General features: G+C 70.7%; 12 protein-coding genes. 10 read left to right on the top strand and 2 right to left on the bottom strand.

The window, feature by feature from the left end:
* The first annotated feature begins 52 nt into the window (after positions 1-52).
* The 7 genes from ADL03_RS49840 to ADL03_RS28350 are packed head-to-tail and all read left to right on the top strand — an operon-like array spanning position 53 to position 8,268.
* A complete protein-coding gene (locus tag ADL03_RS49840; protein ID WP_053736618.1) occupies positions 53-1,456 on the top strand; it encodes an acyclic terpene utilization AtuA family protein in 1,404 nt (467 codons plus the stop codon).
* Complete coding sequence (locus ADL03_RS49835; protein WP_053736617.1) at positions 1,453-1,773, top strand: hypothetical protein; 321 nt, start codon at positions 1,453-1,455, stop codon at positions 1,771-1,773. Before ADL03_RS49840 ends, ADL03_RS49835 begins: the two co-directional genes overlap by 4 nt.
* Positions 1,770-2,885, top strand: coding sequence for an acyl-CoA dehydrogenase family protein (locus ADL03_RS28370; protein WP_053736616.1), 1,116 nt, complete (start codon positions 1,770-1,772; stop codon positions 2,883-2,885). The genes ADL03_RS49835 and ADL03_RS28370 overlap by 4 nt, the downstream gene beginning before the upstream one ends.
* Positions 2,885-4,435: an acyl-CoA carboxylase subunit beta gene (locus ADL03_RS28365; RefSeq protein WP_053736615.1), complete on the top strand. Its 1,551-nt coding sequence runs from the start codon at positions 2,885-2,887 to the stop codon at positions 4,433-4,435. Before ADL03_RS28370 ends, ADL03_RS28365 begins: the two co-directional genes overlap by 1 nt.
* 7 nt (positions 4,436-4,442) lie before the next feature.
* On the top strand, positions 4,443-6,290 hold the full coding sequence (locus tag ADL03_RS28360; RefSeq protein WP_053736614.1) for a biotin carboxylase N-terminal domain-containing protein: 1,848 nt from the start codon (positions 4,443-4,445) through the stop codon (positions 6,288-6,290).
* Positions 6,287-7,426: an acyl-CoA dehydrogenase family protein gene (locus tag ADL03_RS28355; RefSeq protein WP_053736613.1), complete on the top strand. Its 1,140-nt coding sequence runs from the start codon at positions 6,287-6,289 to the stop codon at positions 7,424-7,426. Before ADL03_RS28360 ends, ADL03_RS28355 begins: the two co-directional genes overlap by 4 nt.
* A gap of 14 nt (positions 7,427-7,440) precedes the next feature.
* A complete protein-coding gene (locus ADL03_RS28350; protein ID WP_053736612.1) occupies positions 7,441-8,268 on the top strand; it encodes an alpha/beta fold hydrolase in 828 nt (275 codons plus the stop codon).
* Here ADL03_RS28350 and ADL03_RS28345 read toward each other — a convergent pair.
* Positions 8,196-9,113: a helix-turn-helix domain-containing protein gene (locus tag ADL03_RS28345; protein ID WP_157529413.1), complete on the bottom strand. Its 918-nt coding sequence runs from the start codon at positions 9,111-9,113 to the stop codon at positions 8,196-8,198. The genes ADL03_RS28350 and ADL03_RS28345 overlap by 73 nt on opposite strands.
* A gap of 270 nt (positions 9,114-9,383) precedes the next feature.
* On the opposite strand from ADL03_RS28345, the gene ADL03_RS28340 reads away from it, so the two are divergent.
* Together ADL03_RS28340 and ADL03_RS28335 are read left to right on the top strand one after the other, a co-directional pair.
* The gene (locus ADL03_RS28340; RefSeq protein WP_053736610.1) at positions 9,384-10,457 is read left to right on the top strand and encodes a S8 family peptidase; all 1,074 of its coding nucleotides are present in this window, start codon (positions 9,384-9,386) and stop codon (positions 10,455-10,457) included.
* 116 nt (positions 10,458-10,573) lie between these two features.
* The gene (locus ADL03_RS28335; RefSeq protein WP_231642357.1) at positions 10,574-11,743 is read left to right on the top strand and encodes a S8 family peptidase; all 1,170 of its coding nucleotides are present in this window, start codon (positions 10,574-10,576) and stop codon (positions 11,741-11,743) included.
* Between the two features lie 91 nt (positions 11,744-11,834).
* On the opposite strand, the gene ADL03_RS28330 is transcribed toward ADL03_RS28335, so the two are convergent.
* The gene (locus ADL03_RS28330; protein ID WP_053736608.1) at positions 11,835-12,122 is read right to left on the bottom strand and encodes a hypothetical protein; all 288 of its coding nucleotides are present in this window, start codon (positions 12,120-12,122) and stop codon (positions 11,835-11,837) included.
* Positions 12,123-12,243: 121 nt separating this feature from the next.
* On the opposite strand from ADL03_RS28330, the gene aspS reads away from it, so the two are divergent.
* Positions 12,244-14,019, top strand: a complete 1,776-nt coding sequence (aspS, locus tag ADL03_RS28325) for an aspartate--tRNA ligase (protein ID WP_053736607.1) — start codon at positions 12,244-12,246, stop codon at positions 14,017-14,019.
* Positions 14,020-14,194 lie beyond the last annotated feature (175 nt).

Here is a 14,194-nt window from a genome sequence, read left to right as displayed (position 1 = left end):
CGGGTGCGTTGGCGCGTGGGCGTGAGGCGGCTGGGGCGTCGGCGGGTGTGCGGTGATCAGGATCGGCAACGCCTCGGGGTTCTACGGGGATCGGCTGTCCGCGGTCCGCGAGCAGCTCGAAGGTGGTCACCTCGACGTGCTCACCGGGGACTACCTCGCTGAGCTCACCATGCTGATCCTCGGGCGCGACCGGATGAAGGACCCGGGGCTGGGGTACGCCAAGACGTTCCTGCGGCAGATGGAGGACTGCCTGGGGCTCGCGCTCGACAAGGGCGTCAAGATCGTCACCAATGCGGGCGGCCTCAACCCCGAAGGGCTGGCGCGCAAGCTCGGCACCACCGTCGGGTACGCCGGCGGCACCGGAGCGAGTCGCGCCAACGCCACGGACATCAACGCCGAGCGGGCCGAAACCCGCCACGCCGACGCGAAGCACGGCAACGCCAGCCACGGCAACGCAAACCACGACAACGCCAGCCACGGCAACGGCAACGGCAACGGCAACGCCAACCAGGGCAACGGCAACGGCGGAAGCCCGAGGATCGGCTACGTCACCGGCGACGACCTCAAAGACCGCTTCCCCCAGGCCCTCACCGCCAACGCCTACCTGGGCGCGTGGGAGATCGCCGACTGCCTGAACCAGGGCGCCCAGGTGGTCGTCACCGGCCGGGTCACCGACGCGAGCCTCGTCGTCGGACCGGCCGCCGCGCACTTCGGCTGGAAGCGGGACGACTGGGACCGGCTCGCGGGTGCGACGGTCGCGGGGCACGTGCTGGAGTGCGGGACACAGGCCACCGGCGGGAACTACTCGTTCTTCACCGAGATCGACGTGACCCGGCCCGGCTTCCCGATCGCCGAGATCCGGGAGGACGGCAGCAGCCTCATCACCAAGCACAAGGGCACCGGGGGACAGGTCACGGTCGACACCGTCACGGCACAGCTGCTCTACGAGATCGGTGACCCGGCGTACCTCGGCCCGGACGTCACCACGCACTTCGACACGATCCGGCTCAGCAGCTACGAGCGCGGCGTCGAGATCAGTGGTACGAAAGGAAGTCCGCCGCCGGACACGCTGAAGGTCTGCCTGAACACGTTGGGCGGCTTCCGCAACGGGACCACGTTCGTCCTCACCGGACTGGACGTCGACCGCAAAGCCGCACTGGTCCAGCAGCAGCTGCGGGACGCGATCGGCGACGAGGGGCTGACCTGGACGCTGGCCAGGACCGACCAGCCGGACGCGCCGACGGAGGAGCAGGCGAGCGCGCTGCTGCACGTCACCATCAAGACACCGGACCCCAAGCGGGCCAAGGCGTTCTCCCGTGCGGCCATCGAGTTGGCGCTCGCGAGCTACCCCGGTTTCCACGTCACGGCGCCGCCGAGCGATGGCACGCCGTTCGGGGTCTACCGGGCCGCGTACGTCCACCGCGACGAGGTCAGCGCGAAGGCGGTGCTGCTGTGAGGAAACCGCTGGGCACGATCGCCGGGGCACGCAGCGGGGACAAAGGGGGCGACGCGAACCTCGGCGTGTGGGTGCGCACGCCGGAGCAGTACGAGTGGCTGGAGCGGACGCTCACCGTCGAGAAGCTCAAGGAGCTGCTGCCGGAGGCGGCGGAGGTCACCAGGTACGAGCTGAAGAACCTCAGGGCGCTCAACTTCGTCCTGCACGGCCTGCTCGGCGAGGGCGTGGCGAGCAGCACCAGGTTCGACCCGCAGGCGAAGGCGCTCGGCGAGTGGGTGCGCAGCCGAGAGATCGACATCCCGGAGGCGCTGCTGTGATCACCAGAGACCTGTTCGACGAACGCGGGGAGCTGCGTGAGCTCGTCGGCGACTTCACCCGCAGGGAGATCGTCCCGCACCTCGCCGACTGGGAGCGCGCCGGTGAGGTGCCGCGCGAGCTGCACCGGAAGGCCGCGGCGATCGGGTTGCTGGGCATCGGTTTCGAGCACGGCGACCTGATCGACTCGGTCGTCGTCGCCGAGGAGATCATCCAGGCCGGCGGGTCGTCCGGGGTGATCGCGGCGCTGCTCACGCTCGGCATCGCGGTCCCGCACATCTGGCAGTCCGGTGACCAGGGGCTGATCGAGCGGTTCGCGAAGCCGGCGATCAACGGTGAGAAGATCGGCAGTCTCGCGGTGACCGAACCCGGTGCGGGGTCCGACGTCGCGGCGATCACCACGCGGGCGGTCAGGGAGGGTGACCACTACGTCGTCAACGGCACGAAGACGTTCATCACCTCCGGGTGCCGCGCGGACTTCGTGACCACCGCGGTCAGGACCGGCGAGCCCGGCTACCAGGGCATCTCGCTGCTCGTCGTCGAGGACGGGTTCACCCGCAGGAAGCTCGACAAGATGGGCTGGCACTGCAGCGACACCGCCGAGCTCCACTTCGACGACGTCCGGGTGCCGGTGGAGAACCTGGTGGGCGAGGAGAACCAGGGCTTCGTCCAGATCATGCGCCAGTTCCAGGTCGAGCGCGTCACCATGGCGGTGCAGGCCTACGCGACGGCGCAACGGGCACTCGACCTCACCGTCGAGTGGACCCGCAACCGGGCGACGTTCGGCAAACCGCTGATCAAACGCCAGGTGGTCGGCCACCGGCTGGCCGAGATGGCGCAGAAGATCGACGTCGCCCGCACCTACACCCGTGAGACGGCCGCGCGGATCAACCGCGGCGAGGACTGCGTCACGGAGGTCTGCTTCGCCAAGAACACCGCCGTCGAGGTCTGCTCGGAGGTGGTCGACGCGGCCGTGCAGCTGCACGGCGGCATGGGGTACATGCGGGAGTCCGAAGTGGAGCGTCACTACCGGGACGCGCGCATCCTCGGCATCGGGGGAGGTGCGAGCGAGGTGATGACCGAGCTCGCGGCACGACGATTGGGGTTCGCCTGATGGGCAACAGGGAGGCGCTGCTCGCGAAGATCGCGCAGCTCGACGCCGAGCACGCCAAAGCGCTCGCCGGGGGTGGGCCGAAGTACGTCGAACGGCACCACCGGCGCGGCAAGCTCCTCGCACGGGAACGGGTGGAGCTGCTGGTCGACGAGGACAGCCCGTTCCTGGAGCTGTCCCCGCTCGCCGCCTGGGGCACCGACTTCCCGGTCGGCGCCAGCGTCGTCACCGGCATCGGCCGGGTCGAGGGCGTCGAGTGCGTGATCGTCGCGAACGACCCGACCGTGCGCGGCGGGTCGAGCAACCCGTACACGTTGCGCAAGAGCTTGCGGGCCAACGACATCGCGTTGCAGAACCGGCTTCCGCTGATCAGCCTGGTCGAGTCCGGCGGCGCCGACCTGCCGACGCAGAGCGAGATCTTCATCCCCGGCGGCCGGGCGTTCCGCGACCTCACCCGGCTGTCCGCGGCCGGTGTTCCGACGGTCACCGCGGTGTTCGGCAACGCCACGGCCGGCGGCGCGTACGTGCCGGGCATGTCCGACTACGTGATCATGATCAAGGACCGCTCGAAGGTGTTCCTCGGTGGTCCGCCGCTGGTCAAGATGGCGACCGGTGAGGACGCCGACGACGAGTCGCTCGGCGGCGCCACCATGCACGGCGCCACGTCCGGGCTCGCCGACTTCGTGGCCGAGGACGAGACCGACGCGATCCGGCTGGCCCGCCGCGTCGTCGCCCGCCTCAACTGGCGCAAGCAGGGGCCGCGACCGCACGAGGTCGTGGAACCGCTCTTCGACGCCGACAGCATCCTGGACCTCGTCTCCGAGGACCAGCGCGTCCCGTTCGACCCGCGCGACGTGATCGCCCGGCTCGTCGACGGGTCGGTGTTCGACGAGTTCAAACCGTTGTACGGCAGCAGCCTCGTCACCGGCTGGGCGCGCGTCCACGGCTACCCGGTCGGCATCCTCGCCAACGCCCGCGGCGTGCTGTTCAGCGAGGAGTCCCAGAAAGCCACCCAGTTCATCCAGCTCGCCAACCAAAGCGACACCCCGCTGGTCTTCCTGCAGAACACCACGGGCTACATGGTCGGCGCACAGTACGAGCAGGGCGGCATCGTCAAGCACGGCTCGATGATGATCAACGCGGTCTCCAACAGCACGGTCCCGCACCTCACGATCACCATGGGCGCGAGCTACGGCGCGGGCAACTACGGCATGTGCGGCCGCGCCTACGACCCGCGGTTCCTGTTCACCTGGCCCAACGCCAAGTCCGCCGTCATGGGCCCCGCGCAGCTCGCCGGTGTGCTGTCGATCGTCGGCAGGCAGGCCGCGATGGCCAAGGGCCAGGAGTACAACGAGGAGCACGACGCGGCCATGCGCAAGATGGTGGAGGCGCAGATCGAGGAGCAGTCGCTCGCGCCGTTCCTGTCCGGCAAGCTCTACGACGACGGCGTCATCGACCCGCGCGACACCAGGACCGTGCTCGGCATCTGCCTCTCCGCTGTCCACAGCGGACCGATCAGGGGCGCCGACGGCTTCGGCGTCTTCCGGATGTGAGTGCGACGTGATCAAGACACTGCTCATCGCCAACCGCGGCGAGATCGCCCGCCGCGTCATCCGCACCTGCCGGGCCAACGGCATCCGCACCGTCGCGGTGTTCTCCGACCCCGACGCGGACTCGCCGCACGTCCGGGAGGCCGACTACGCGGTCCGCCTGCCCGGTGCGGCACCGGCCGACACTTACCTGCGCGCCGACCTGCTCGTCGAGGCCGCGCGCAAAGCCGGTGCCGACGCCGTCCACCCCGGCTACGGCTTCCTGAGCGAGAACGCCGGGTTCGCCAGGCTGGTCCAGGGGGCCGGGCTGACCTGGGTGGGCCCGGAACCCGACTCGATCGAGGCCATGGGCTCGAAGGTCGCGGCCAAGAAGCGGATGGCCGCCGCGGGCGTGCCGACCCTGCCCGAGCTCGACCCCGACACCGTCACCGAGTTCCCGGTGCTGATCAAGGCCTCGGCCGGTGGCGGCGGCCGCGGCATGCGGATCGTCCGTGACCGCACGGAGTTCCCGGACGCGCTCGCCGGCGCGCGCCGGGAGGCCGAGTCCGCGTTCGGCGACCCGACGGTGTTCTGCGAGCCACTCCTGGAACACGCGCGGCACGTCGAGGTGCAGATCCTCGCCGATCGCCACGGCACGGTCTGGGCGCTGGGCGAACGCGAGTGCTCGATCCAGCGCCGCCACCAGAAGATCGTCGAGGAGTCACCCAGCCCCGCGGTCGGCGACGAGCTCCGCGAACGGCTGTTCGCGGCGGCCACGGCGGCCGCCGAGTCGATCGGGTACGTCGGCGCGGGCACGGTCGAGTTCATGCTGAAGGGCGCGGACTTCCACTTCCTGGAGGTCAACACCCGGTTGCAGGTCGAGCACCCGGTCACCGAGCTGGTGCACGGGGTCGACCTGGTCGAGTGGCAGCTCAGGATCGCCGAGGGCGCCGCGCTGCCCGCACGACCGCCACAACCACGGGGCCACGCCATCGAGGTCCGCCTCTACGCCGAGGACCCCGACCACGACTGGCGCCCGGCGAGCGGCACCCTGCACCGGTTCGAGGTGCCCGGCGACGTCCGGCTCGACAGCGGTGTCGAGAACGGGTCGGTCGTCTCCGTGCACTACGACCCCATGCTGGCCAAGGTGATCGCGCACGCGCCGACCCGCCGGGCCGCGGCCCGCAAGCTCGCGGCGGCGCTGGCGGACGCGCGGATCCACGGCCTGGTCACGAACCGCCGGCTGCTGGTGGACGTACTCGAACACGACGCGTTCCTGCGCGGCGACACGCACACCGGGTTCCTGACCGAGCACGACCTCACCGCCACCGTCGACCCGCGGCCGTTCGCGCTCGCCGCCGCGCTCGCCAGGGCGGCCACCCGCAGGACCGGCGCGCTGCCGCTGGGCTGGCGCAACGTGCGCTCGCAACAGCCCAGGGCGCGTTTCCTGTTCGGCGAAGAGCAGATCGAGGTCGAGTACGACCCGGAGCAGGCCACCCCGGACGTCGTCACCCTCGACCTCGACGGCGTGCGGACCCCGTTCCACGTCGCCCGCTACGGCGACCTGGTCGAGGTCGACTCACCGCGCGGCTCGGCGTCGTTGCGGGTCGTGCCGCGCTTCCCGGAACCCGAGAGCAGGCTCGCACCGGGCGCGACCGTCGCACCGATGCCCGGCACGGTCGTCCGGGTGAGCGTCGAACAGGGCCAGCGGGTCGAGGCGGGCACCGAGCTGCTCGTCTTGGAAGCCATGAAGATGGAACACCGCGTCCTCGCGAGCGGCGCGGGCACGGTCACCGAGCTGCTCGTCACGGAGGCGCAGCAGGTCAACGCCGGCGACGTCCTCGCCGTGGTCGCCGGAACGAGTGGAGACGAGCAGTGAACTTCGTCGAGTCGCAGGAGCGGACCGCGCTGCGCAGGGCGGTCGCCGAGCTGGGTGCCAAGTACGGCAACGAGTACTTCGTCGCCAAGGCCCGCGCGGGGGAGAAGACCACCGAGCTGTGGGAGGAGGCCGGCAAGCTCGGTTACCTCGGCGTCGCGGTGCCGGAGGAGTACGGCGGCGGGGGCGGCGGCATCGGCGACCTCGCGGCCGTGTGCGAGGAGCTGGCCGCGGCGGGCTGTCCGTTGCTGCTCATGGTGGTCTCGCCGGCGATCTGCGCCACGGTGATCGCCCGGTTCGGCACCGGCGAGCAGAGGTCGAAGTGGCTGCCCGGTTTCGCCGACGGCACGCTGAAGATGGCGTTCGCGATCACCGAGCCCGACGCCGGGTCGAACTCGCACCGGCTCAGGACCCACGTGCGGCGCGACGGCGACGGCTGGGTGCTCAACGGCAGCAAGACCTACATCTCCGGCATCGACGAGGTCGACGCCGTGCTCGTCGTCTCGGTCCTGGAGACCGGCCCGGTGCTCGTGGTCGTGCCGACGAACGCCGAAGGCCTCACCCACCACCGGATCGAGATGGACCTGCTGTCACCGGAGAAGCAGTTCACGCTGTTCTTCGACGACGTCAGGCTGCCCGCGGACGCCGTCGTCGGCGCGCCGGACCAGGGGCTGCTGCAGGTCTTCGCCGGCCTCAACCCCGAACGGATCATGGGTGCGAGCATGGCCACCGGCTCGGCCAGGCTCGCGATGAGCAAGGCCGTCGCCTACGCCCGGCAACGCCAGGTGTGGGACACGCCGATCGGTGCCCACCAAGGGTTGTCGCACCCGCTGGCGAAGATCCACATCGAGATCGAGCTCGCCAGGCTGATGACGCAGAAGGCGGCCGCGCTCTACGACGGCGGGCGTGACAGGGAAGCGGGCGAGGCAGCGAACATGGCCAAGTACGCGGCGGGCGAGGCGATCGCGGCGGCGGTCGACCAGGCGATCCAGGTCCACGGCGGCAACGGCCTGACCGCCGAGTTCGGCCTCGCGTCGATGCTCGGCATGTCCCGGCTCTCGCGGATCGCACCGGTCTCCCGCGAGATGGTGCTGAACTTCGTCGCTCAAAACTCGCTCAAACTTCCGCGCTCCTACTGACACACTGCGCCGTCATGGGGACCTTCACCGCACGAGACGGCACCACGCTCGCGTACCACCCGGCAGGTGGTGACGACCCGCTGATCTGCCTGCCGGGCGGTCCGATGCAGGACTCCTCCTACCTCGGCGACCTGGGCGGGCTCGGCACCACGCTGATCCTCGACCTGCGCGGCACCGGCCGGTCGCAGGAGGCACCGGGGGAGAGCTACCGCGCCGACCGGCAGGTCGAGGACGTCGAGGCGCTGCGCGAGCACCTCGGCCTCGACCGGATCCGGCTGCTCGGCCACTCCGCCGGCGGCACCCTCGCCGTCCTCTACGCCCAGCGCTACCCGCGGCACGTCAAGCAGCTCGTCCTCGTCACGCCCAGCCCGCGCGTGGTCGGCATCGACGTCACCGACGCCGACCGCAGGGAGGTCGCCCTGCTGCGCAGCGGGGAACCCTGGTTCGCCGAGGCGTTCGCCGGCTTCGAGGCCATCTGGGCCGGCCACCCGACGCCGGAGAACTTCGCGCGGATCGCCCCGTTCTCCTACGGCCGCTGGGACGACGAGGCCCGCGCGCTCGACGACCACCCGAGCAACCCCGAGGGCGCGCGACAGTTCTACGCCGAGGGCGCGCTCGACCCCGCGCAGACCCGCGAGGTGCTCGCAACCCTCGACGTGCCAACGCTGATCATCGCGGGCGAGTACGACGTCGCACTGCCGCCTGGGTGTGCGCGCGAGTACGCGGCGCTGTTCCCGGACGCCGAGCTGGTCGTGCAGCCCGGTGCCGGTCACTTCCCGTTCGTCGACGACCCCGCCGCGTTCACCGCGGTCGTCACCGGCGCGGTCCAGCGCATCCCGTAGAGACCGGGCCCGAAGTCGAGTGCGGCGGCGTGCGCGTAGCCCCACGTGTCCACGGGCGCGGGGCGCGCGCCGCCGAACAACTCCGTGCCCGCCGGACCCGACGCGAACTGCTCGCACGAACCGGGTGGCGCGTCGACCGGGAACTTGACCTCCAGCACGTAGTCCCGCACCCGTTCGCCGAAACGGCGGAAATGCGTGCGCTCGGCCGTGGGATGCGGATAGGTCAGTTCGTACTCGATCGCGGTGGTCTGGTCGGTCGACAGAGGTTCGTCGAACAACAGCTCGGCGACGAGCACGCCGTTCGTGCGTTCCCGCGCCACCCGGCCGACCCGGCACGACCGGATCGCGGTCAGCGCGGGCTGCGCCGAACCTGTTTCCTGGCACAGGATCCACCGGTCCACGCCGGCCGTCGTCGCCCGCATGACCTGGCGGGACCGGACCCCGCGCACACCGCCGCAGGGCGCGACCTCGACCCGGTCCTGCTGCGCGGTCAGCACCAGCCCCGACCCGTCCCACGGCGCTCGCGGCGGCAGGTCCCGCCTGCGGGAACGGCCGCGCGGCCGGGGTGGTCCGAGCAGCCGGGAAAGCGCGGTCCGCGGCAGGCCCAGCACGTCTTCGAGGTGGGCGAGCGCCCTCAGCGAGTCCGGCCGCTCGGGTCTGCGGCGACCCGACTGCCAGTAGCTCAGCGCCGTCACGCTGATCGGCGCGCCGCGCACCCGCAACCGGTGCTGCAGACGTTCGAGGCTGAGGCCCCGCACCTGGATCGCCACCCGCAACGCGTCCGCGAACGGACCCGTCACCAACAGGTCGGCGAGCTCGTCGCGCGGTGGGTAGATCGTGAGCATCACCCCTCCGTTTCACGGAGTCAAGCACGAGAGGCTATCGGCAGCAAAGGTGCTGCGGTACAGCCGATCGGCGGTTTCGCGGTCGTGGGAAACTCGGCAGGTTCAGAGGTCGGGCCATCACACCGCCGCCGACGACCCCGGTCCACCAGGTCCCGCTCACCCCCTGCGACGAAGACGGCTACGGCCCCGTGGACGGCCCCGGTTCCTCGCGAGCCGGGGCCGTTTCCCTGCCGAAGGAACGACACCCCTGCAGTGAAAGGAAGTTCGCCTGTGAGAGCCCTGCTGGCAGTCGCCGCCCTCGCGGCAGCGGTCGTGGTCGCCCCGGCGGCCGCGGCCACGACCTCCTACATCGTCGTGCTCAAGGACGGCGCCGTGTCGTCGTTCTCGGGCGTGGTGGAGCACCGCTACACCAGTGTCTTCACCGGCTACAGCGCCCGCATGACCGCCCGGCAGCTGCGGGCGGTGAAGGCCGATCCCAACGTGTCCTATGTGGAGCGTGACGGGCTGGTGCACGCCAACACCACGCAGCTCGACCCGCCGTGGGGCCTGGACCGCGTCGACCAGCGCGCCCTGCCGCTGGACCGGCGCTACGAGTACACCAGCACCGGTTCCGGCGTGAACATCTACGTGATCGACACCGGCCTGCGGGTGACGCACACCGACTTCGGCGGGCGCGCGCGCAACGGCTGGGACACCGTCGACAACGACGCCGTCGCCCAGGACGACAACGGCCACGGCACGCACGTCGCCGGCATCGCCGCGGGCACGACGTACGGCATCGCCAAGCGCGCCACCGTGTGGGGCGTGCGGGTGCTCAACGGTTCGGGCTCCGGCACGATCTCCGGTGTGATCGCGGGCGTGGACTGGGTGACGCGCAACGCCGTCAAGCCCGCGGTGGCGAACATGTCGTTGGGCGGCAGCGCATCCGCGGCGCTGGACGACGCCGTGCGGCGCTCGATCGCGTCCGGTGTCTCGTACACGGTCGCGGCCGGCGGCAGCAACACCGACCCGAGCGGCTCCTCACCGCAACGGGTCTCCGAGGCGATCTGCGTGGGCGCGTTGACGCAGACCGACACCAGGTCCTCTTCGTCGAACTACGGTCCGCTGGTGGACATCTGGGCCGCGGGCGTGAGTGTCCCGTCGGCGTGGAACACCAGCGACACGGCGACCGCGACGTTGTCCGGCTCGTCCATGGCGGCGCCGCACGCGGCCGGTGTCGCGGCCAGGTACCTGCAGCTCAACCCAGCCGCGACGGCCGCGCAGGTCCACAGCGCGCTGGTTACCACGGGCACCCCCGCGACGCCACCCGTCACTCGTATCCTCTACTGGCCGCCAACGCTGTGAACCGTGAATTGTTCGGCAATGCAAGCGCGTCTTAATCTTTAGGACACCCTTGGCAGGAACCGGATCTCTCCCTAGCGTCGAAAGCGCTTCGTTCCCCTGCAAAGAACGGAATGCACATGACGCGAAAGATCCGGTTCCTCGCCGGCGCCGGGGCCGCCACCCTCGCCATGTCGGTTCTCATGATCCCCTCGGCGTCCGCGGCCGAGGGCGAGGTCCTCTCCCTCAACGCACCCGAGAAGATCTCCGGCAGCTTCATCGTGAAGCTGAAGGAGGGCAAGGGCAACTCGCACGCGCTGGCCTCGCGCTTCGGCGCGAAGGTGGAGCGCGACTACACGAGCTTCGGCGGCTTCAACGTGAAGCTGACGGAGAAGCAGGCCAAGCGCCTGGCCGCCGACCCGTCCGTCGAGTTCGTCGAGGCCGACCAGGTCGTGCACGCGGAGGCCACGCAGACGAACCCGCCGTCGTGGGGTCTCGACCGCATCGACCAGCGCAACCTGCCGCTCGACTCGGCCTACAGCTACACCTCGACCGGATCGGGCGTCACCGCGTACGTCATCGACACCGGCGTGCGCATCAGCCACTCCACGTTCGGGGGCCGCGCCTCGAACGGCCGTGACTTCGTCGACAACGACAACGTGGCGCAGGACGGCAACGGCCACGGCACGCACGTCGCCGGCACCATCGCCGGCTCGCAGTACGGCGTCGCGAAGAACGCGCGGATCGTTGCCGTCCGCGTGCTCGACAACAACGGCTCCGGCACCCTCGCCGGTGTCGCCGCGGGCATCGACTGGGTCGGCAACAACGCCGCCAAGCCGGCGGTCGCGAACCTGTCGCTCGGCGGCAGCGCCAACGCCACCCTCGACACGGCCGTGCGCAACGCGATCGCCAAGGGCGTGACCTTCGCGGTGGCGGCGGGCAACTCCAACGCGAACGCCTCGACCTTCTCCCCGGCCCGCGTGACCGAGGCGATCACCGTCGGCTCCACGGACCGCAACGACGCCCGTTCGTCGTTCTCGAACTTCGGCTCCGTGCTCGACATCTTCGCGCCGGGCCGCGACATCACGTCGGCCTGGAACACCTCCGACACCGCCACCAACACCATCTCGGGCACCTCGATGGCCACCCCGCACGTCGCGGGTGCCGCCGCCAGGTACCTGTCCACCAACCCGTCGGCCACGCCCGCCCAGGTCGCCTCGTACCTGGTCGCGCAGTCGACGCCGAACAAGGTGACGAACCCGGGCTCGGGTTCGCCGAACCGCCTGCTGTACCTCGCGCCGAGCGCGTGAGCTGAGCTCTGAGGGAAGGGCCGCGACTCGAGTCGCGGCCCTTTTCGTCGTTCGGGCCGGGGCGACCCGGTGCACGGGGCCGCCCCCGCGGTTAGAGAACGCGCTCCGCCACCGACAACGCCACCGCGTACGTGCCGACGATCAGCGCGGCACCGAGCCACGGCCAGTACGCGCGCGGCCGGTGCACCGCGTGGAACCACGTCGCGAACACCGCCACGAGCCCGATCAGCACCGGCGCGACGAGCGACAGCACCAGCGGGACCTGGCACGCGCCGCTGCACGGGCGGGTCGGTGTGAAACCGAAGACGGCGAAGAACATCACGGACACGGCGGCACCGAACAGCACGAGCATGCCCAGCAGGGTGACGACTATCCGCATGCGGCCAGAACCTAGCGGAGGAAGATCAGTTCCGCAGGCGGAAAGCCCTGCGTGAAAATCTGTCGGTGGGGCCAGCTAGCCTTGACGGAAAAGCTGACTTCGTCTACAAGGAGCCACCACCGTGTTGCGCACGCACGAGGCCGGATCACTCCGGGCCGAGCACGCCGGGCAGTCCGTCACCCTCACCGGGTGGGTCGCTCGCCGGCGGGACCACGGCGGTGTCATCTTCATCGACCTGCGCGACGCGAGCGGTGTGGCCCAGGTCGTGTTCCGCGAGGGCGAGATGGCCGAGCGCGCGCACCGGCTGCGCAGCGAGTACGTCATCAAGGTCACCGGCGACGTGAGCAGGCGGCCGGAGGGCAGCGAGAACCCCGACCTCGCCACCGGCGCCATCGAGGTCTACGTGACCGACCTCGAGGTGCTCAACGAGGCCGCGCCGCTGCCGTTCCAGGTCGAGGCCGAGGGCGAGATCGGCGAGGAGGCGCGCCTGCGCCACCGCTACCTCGACCTGCGCCGCAGCGGCCCGGCCAAGGCCATCCGGCTGCGCAGCGAGGTCAGCCGCATCGCCCGCGAGGTGCTGCACGGCGAGAAGTTCGTCGAGGTCGAGACGCCGACCCTGACCCGGTCGACGCCCGAGGGCGCGCGCGACTTCCTGGTGCCGGCCCGCCTGCGGCCCGGTTCCTGGTACGCGCTGCCGCAGTCGCCGCAGCTGTTCAAGCAGCTGCTCATGGTCGGTGGCCTGGAGCGGTACTACCAGATCGCGCGCTGCTACCGCGACGAGGACTTCCGCGCCGACCGCCAGCCCGAGTTCACCCAGCTCGACATCGAGATGAGCTTCGTCGAGCAGGACGACGTCATCGCGCTCACCGAGAAGCTGCTGACCGCCATCTGGAAGGAGACGAAGGGCGTCGAGCTGCCGCTGCCGTTCCGCCGCATCTCCTACGCCGAGGCGATGTCGAAGTACGGCTCCGACAAGCCGGACCTGCGCTTCGACCTGGAGCTGACCGAGCTCACCGAGTACTTCAAGGACACGACGTTCCGCGTGTTCCAGGCGCCCTACGTCGGTGCCGTCGTCATGCCCGGCGGTGCCTCGCAGCCCCGCCGCACGCTCGACGCGTGGCAGGAGTTCGCGAAGCAGCGCGGCCACAAGGGTCTCGCGTACGTGCTGCTGGCCGAGGACGGCACCCTCGGTGGCCCGGTCGCGAAGAACCTGACCGACGCCGAACGCGACGGGCTGGCCAAGGCCGTCGGCGCCAACCCCGGTGACTGCATCTTCTTCGCCGCCGGTGAGGCCCGCGACGCCCGCGCCCTGCTCGGTGCCGCCCGCGTCGAGATCGCCCACCGCGTCGGCCTGGTCGACGAGAACGCCTGGGCCTTCGCCTGGGTCGTCGACTTCCCGATGTTCGAGGCCGTCGACAAGCTCGAAGCCGGCGACGTGGCGGTCGGTGGCGGCAAGTGGACCGCCCTGCACCACGCGTTCACCTCGCCGACCCCGGAGTGGATCGACAACTTCGAGACCGACCCGGGCAACGCGCTGGCCTACGCCTACGACGTGATCCTCAACGGCAACGAGCTCGGCGGTGGCTCGATCCGTATCCACCGCGCCGACGTGCAGCAGCGCGCGTTCAACGTCATGGGCATCGGCGCCGAGGAGGCGCAGGAGAAGTTCGGCTTCCTGCTCGACGCGTTCAAGTTCGGCGCCCCGCCCCACGGCGGCATCGCGCTGGGCTGGGACCGCCTGTGCATGCTGCTCGCCGGTGTCGACTCGATCCGCGAGGTCATCGCGTTCCCGAAGAGCGGCGGCGGCTACGACCCGCTGACCGCGGCTCCGGCGCCGATCACCGCGCAGCAGCGCAAGGAAGCCGGCGTCGACGCCAAGCCGGACCAGAAGGCCTGAGGTGCGCCGGGGGCTGTGCGGTCCGCGCAGCCCCCGGTCACGTCCCGCCGGCGCGGGGTCGTTCGGGACCGCCGCGAAGGAAGATCGGCGCGCGGGCAACTCACCGCCGCCCGCGCGCGTTTCTCACAGCATGGGAGCGGTTCGCCCGATCGAGCAGCTACTTGATCGGTATTGA

Source organism: Nocardia sp. NRRL S-836 (genome assembly GCF_001279525.1).
GTDB lineage: Bacteria > Actinomycetota > Actinomycetes > Mycobacteriales > Pseudonocardiaceae > Lentzea.
This window is presented reverse-complemented; position numbering and strand designations above follow the sequence as displayed.

Bases quoted from the DNA above. Each gene is read 5' to 3' on its own strand.
- ADL03_RS28345 (WP_157529413.1), bottom strand. From the start codon at position 9,113: ATGCTCACGATCTACCCACCGCGCGACGAGCTCGCCGACCTGTTGGTG.
- ADL03_RS28330 (WP_053736608.1), bottom strand. From the start codon at position 12,122: ATGCGGATAGTCGTCACCCTGCTGGGCATGCTCGTGCTGTTCGGTGCC.
- ADL03_RS28350 (WP_053736612.1), top strand. From the start codon at position 7,441: ATGGGGACCTTCACCGCACGAGACGGCACCACGCTCGCGTACCACCCG.
- ADL03_RS28335 (WP_231642357.1), top strand. From the start codon at position 10,574: ATGACGCGAAAGATCCGGTTCCTCGCCGGCGCCGGGGCCGCCACCCTC.
- ADL03_RS28365 (WP_053736615.1), top strand. From the start codon at position 2,885: ATGGGCAACAGGGAGGCGCTGCTCGCGAAGATCGCGCAGCTCGACGCC.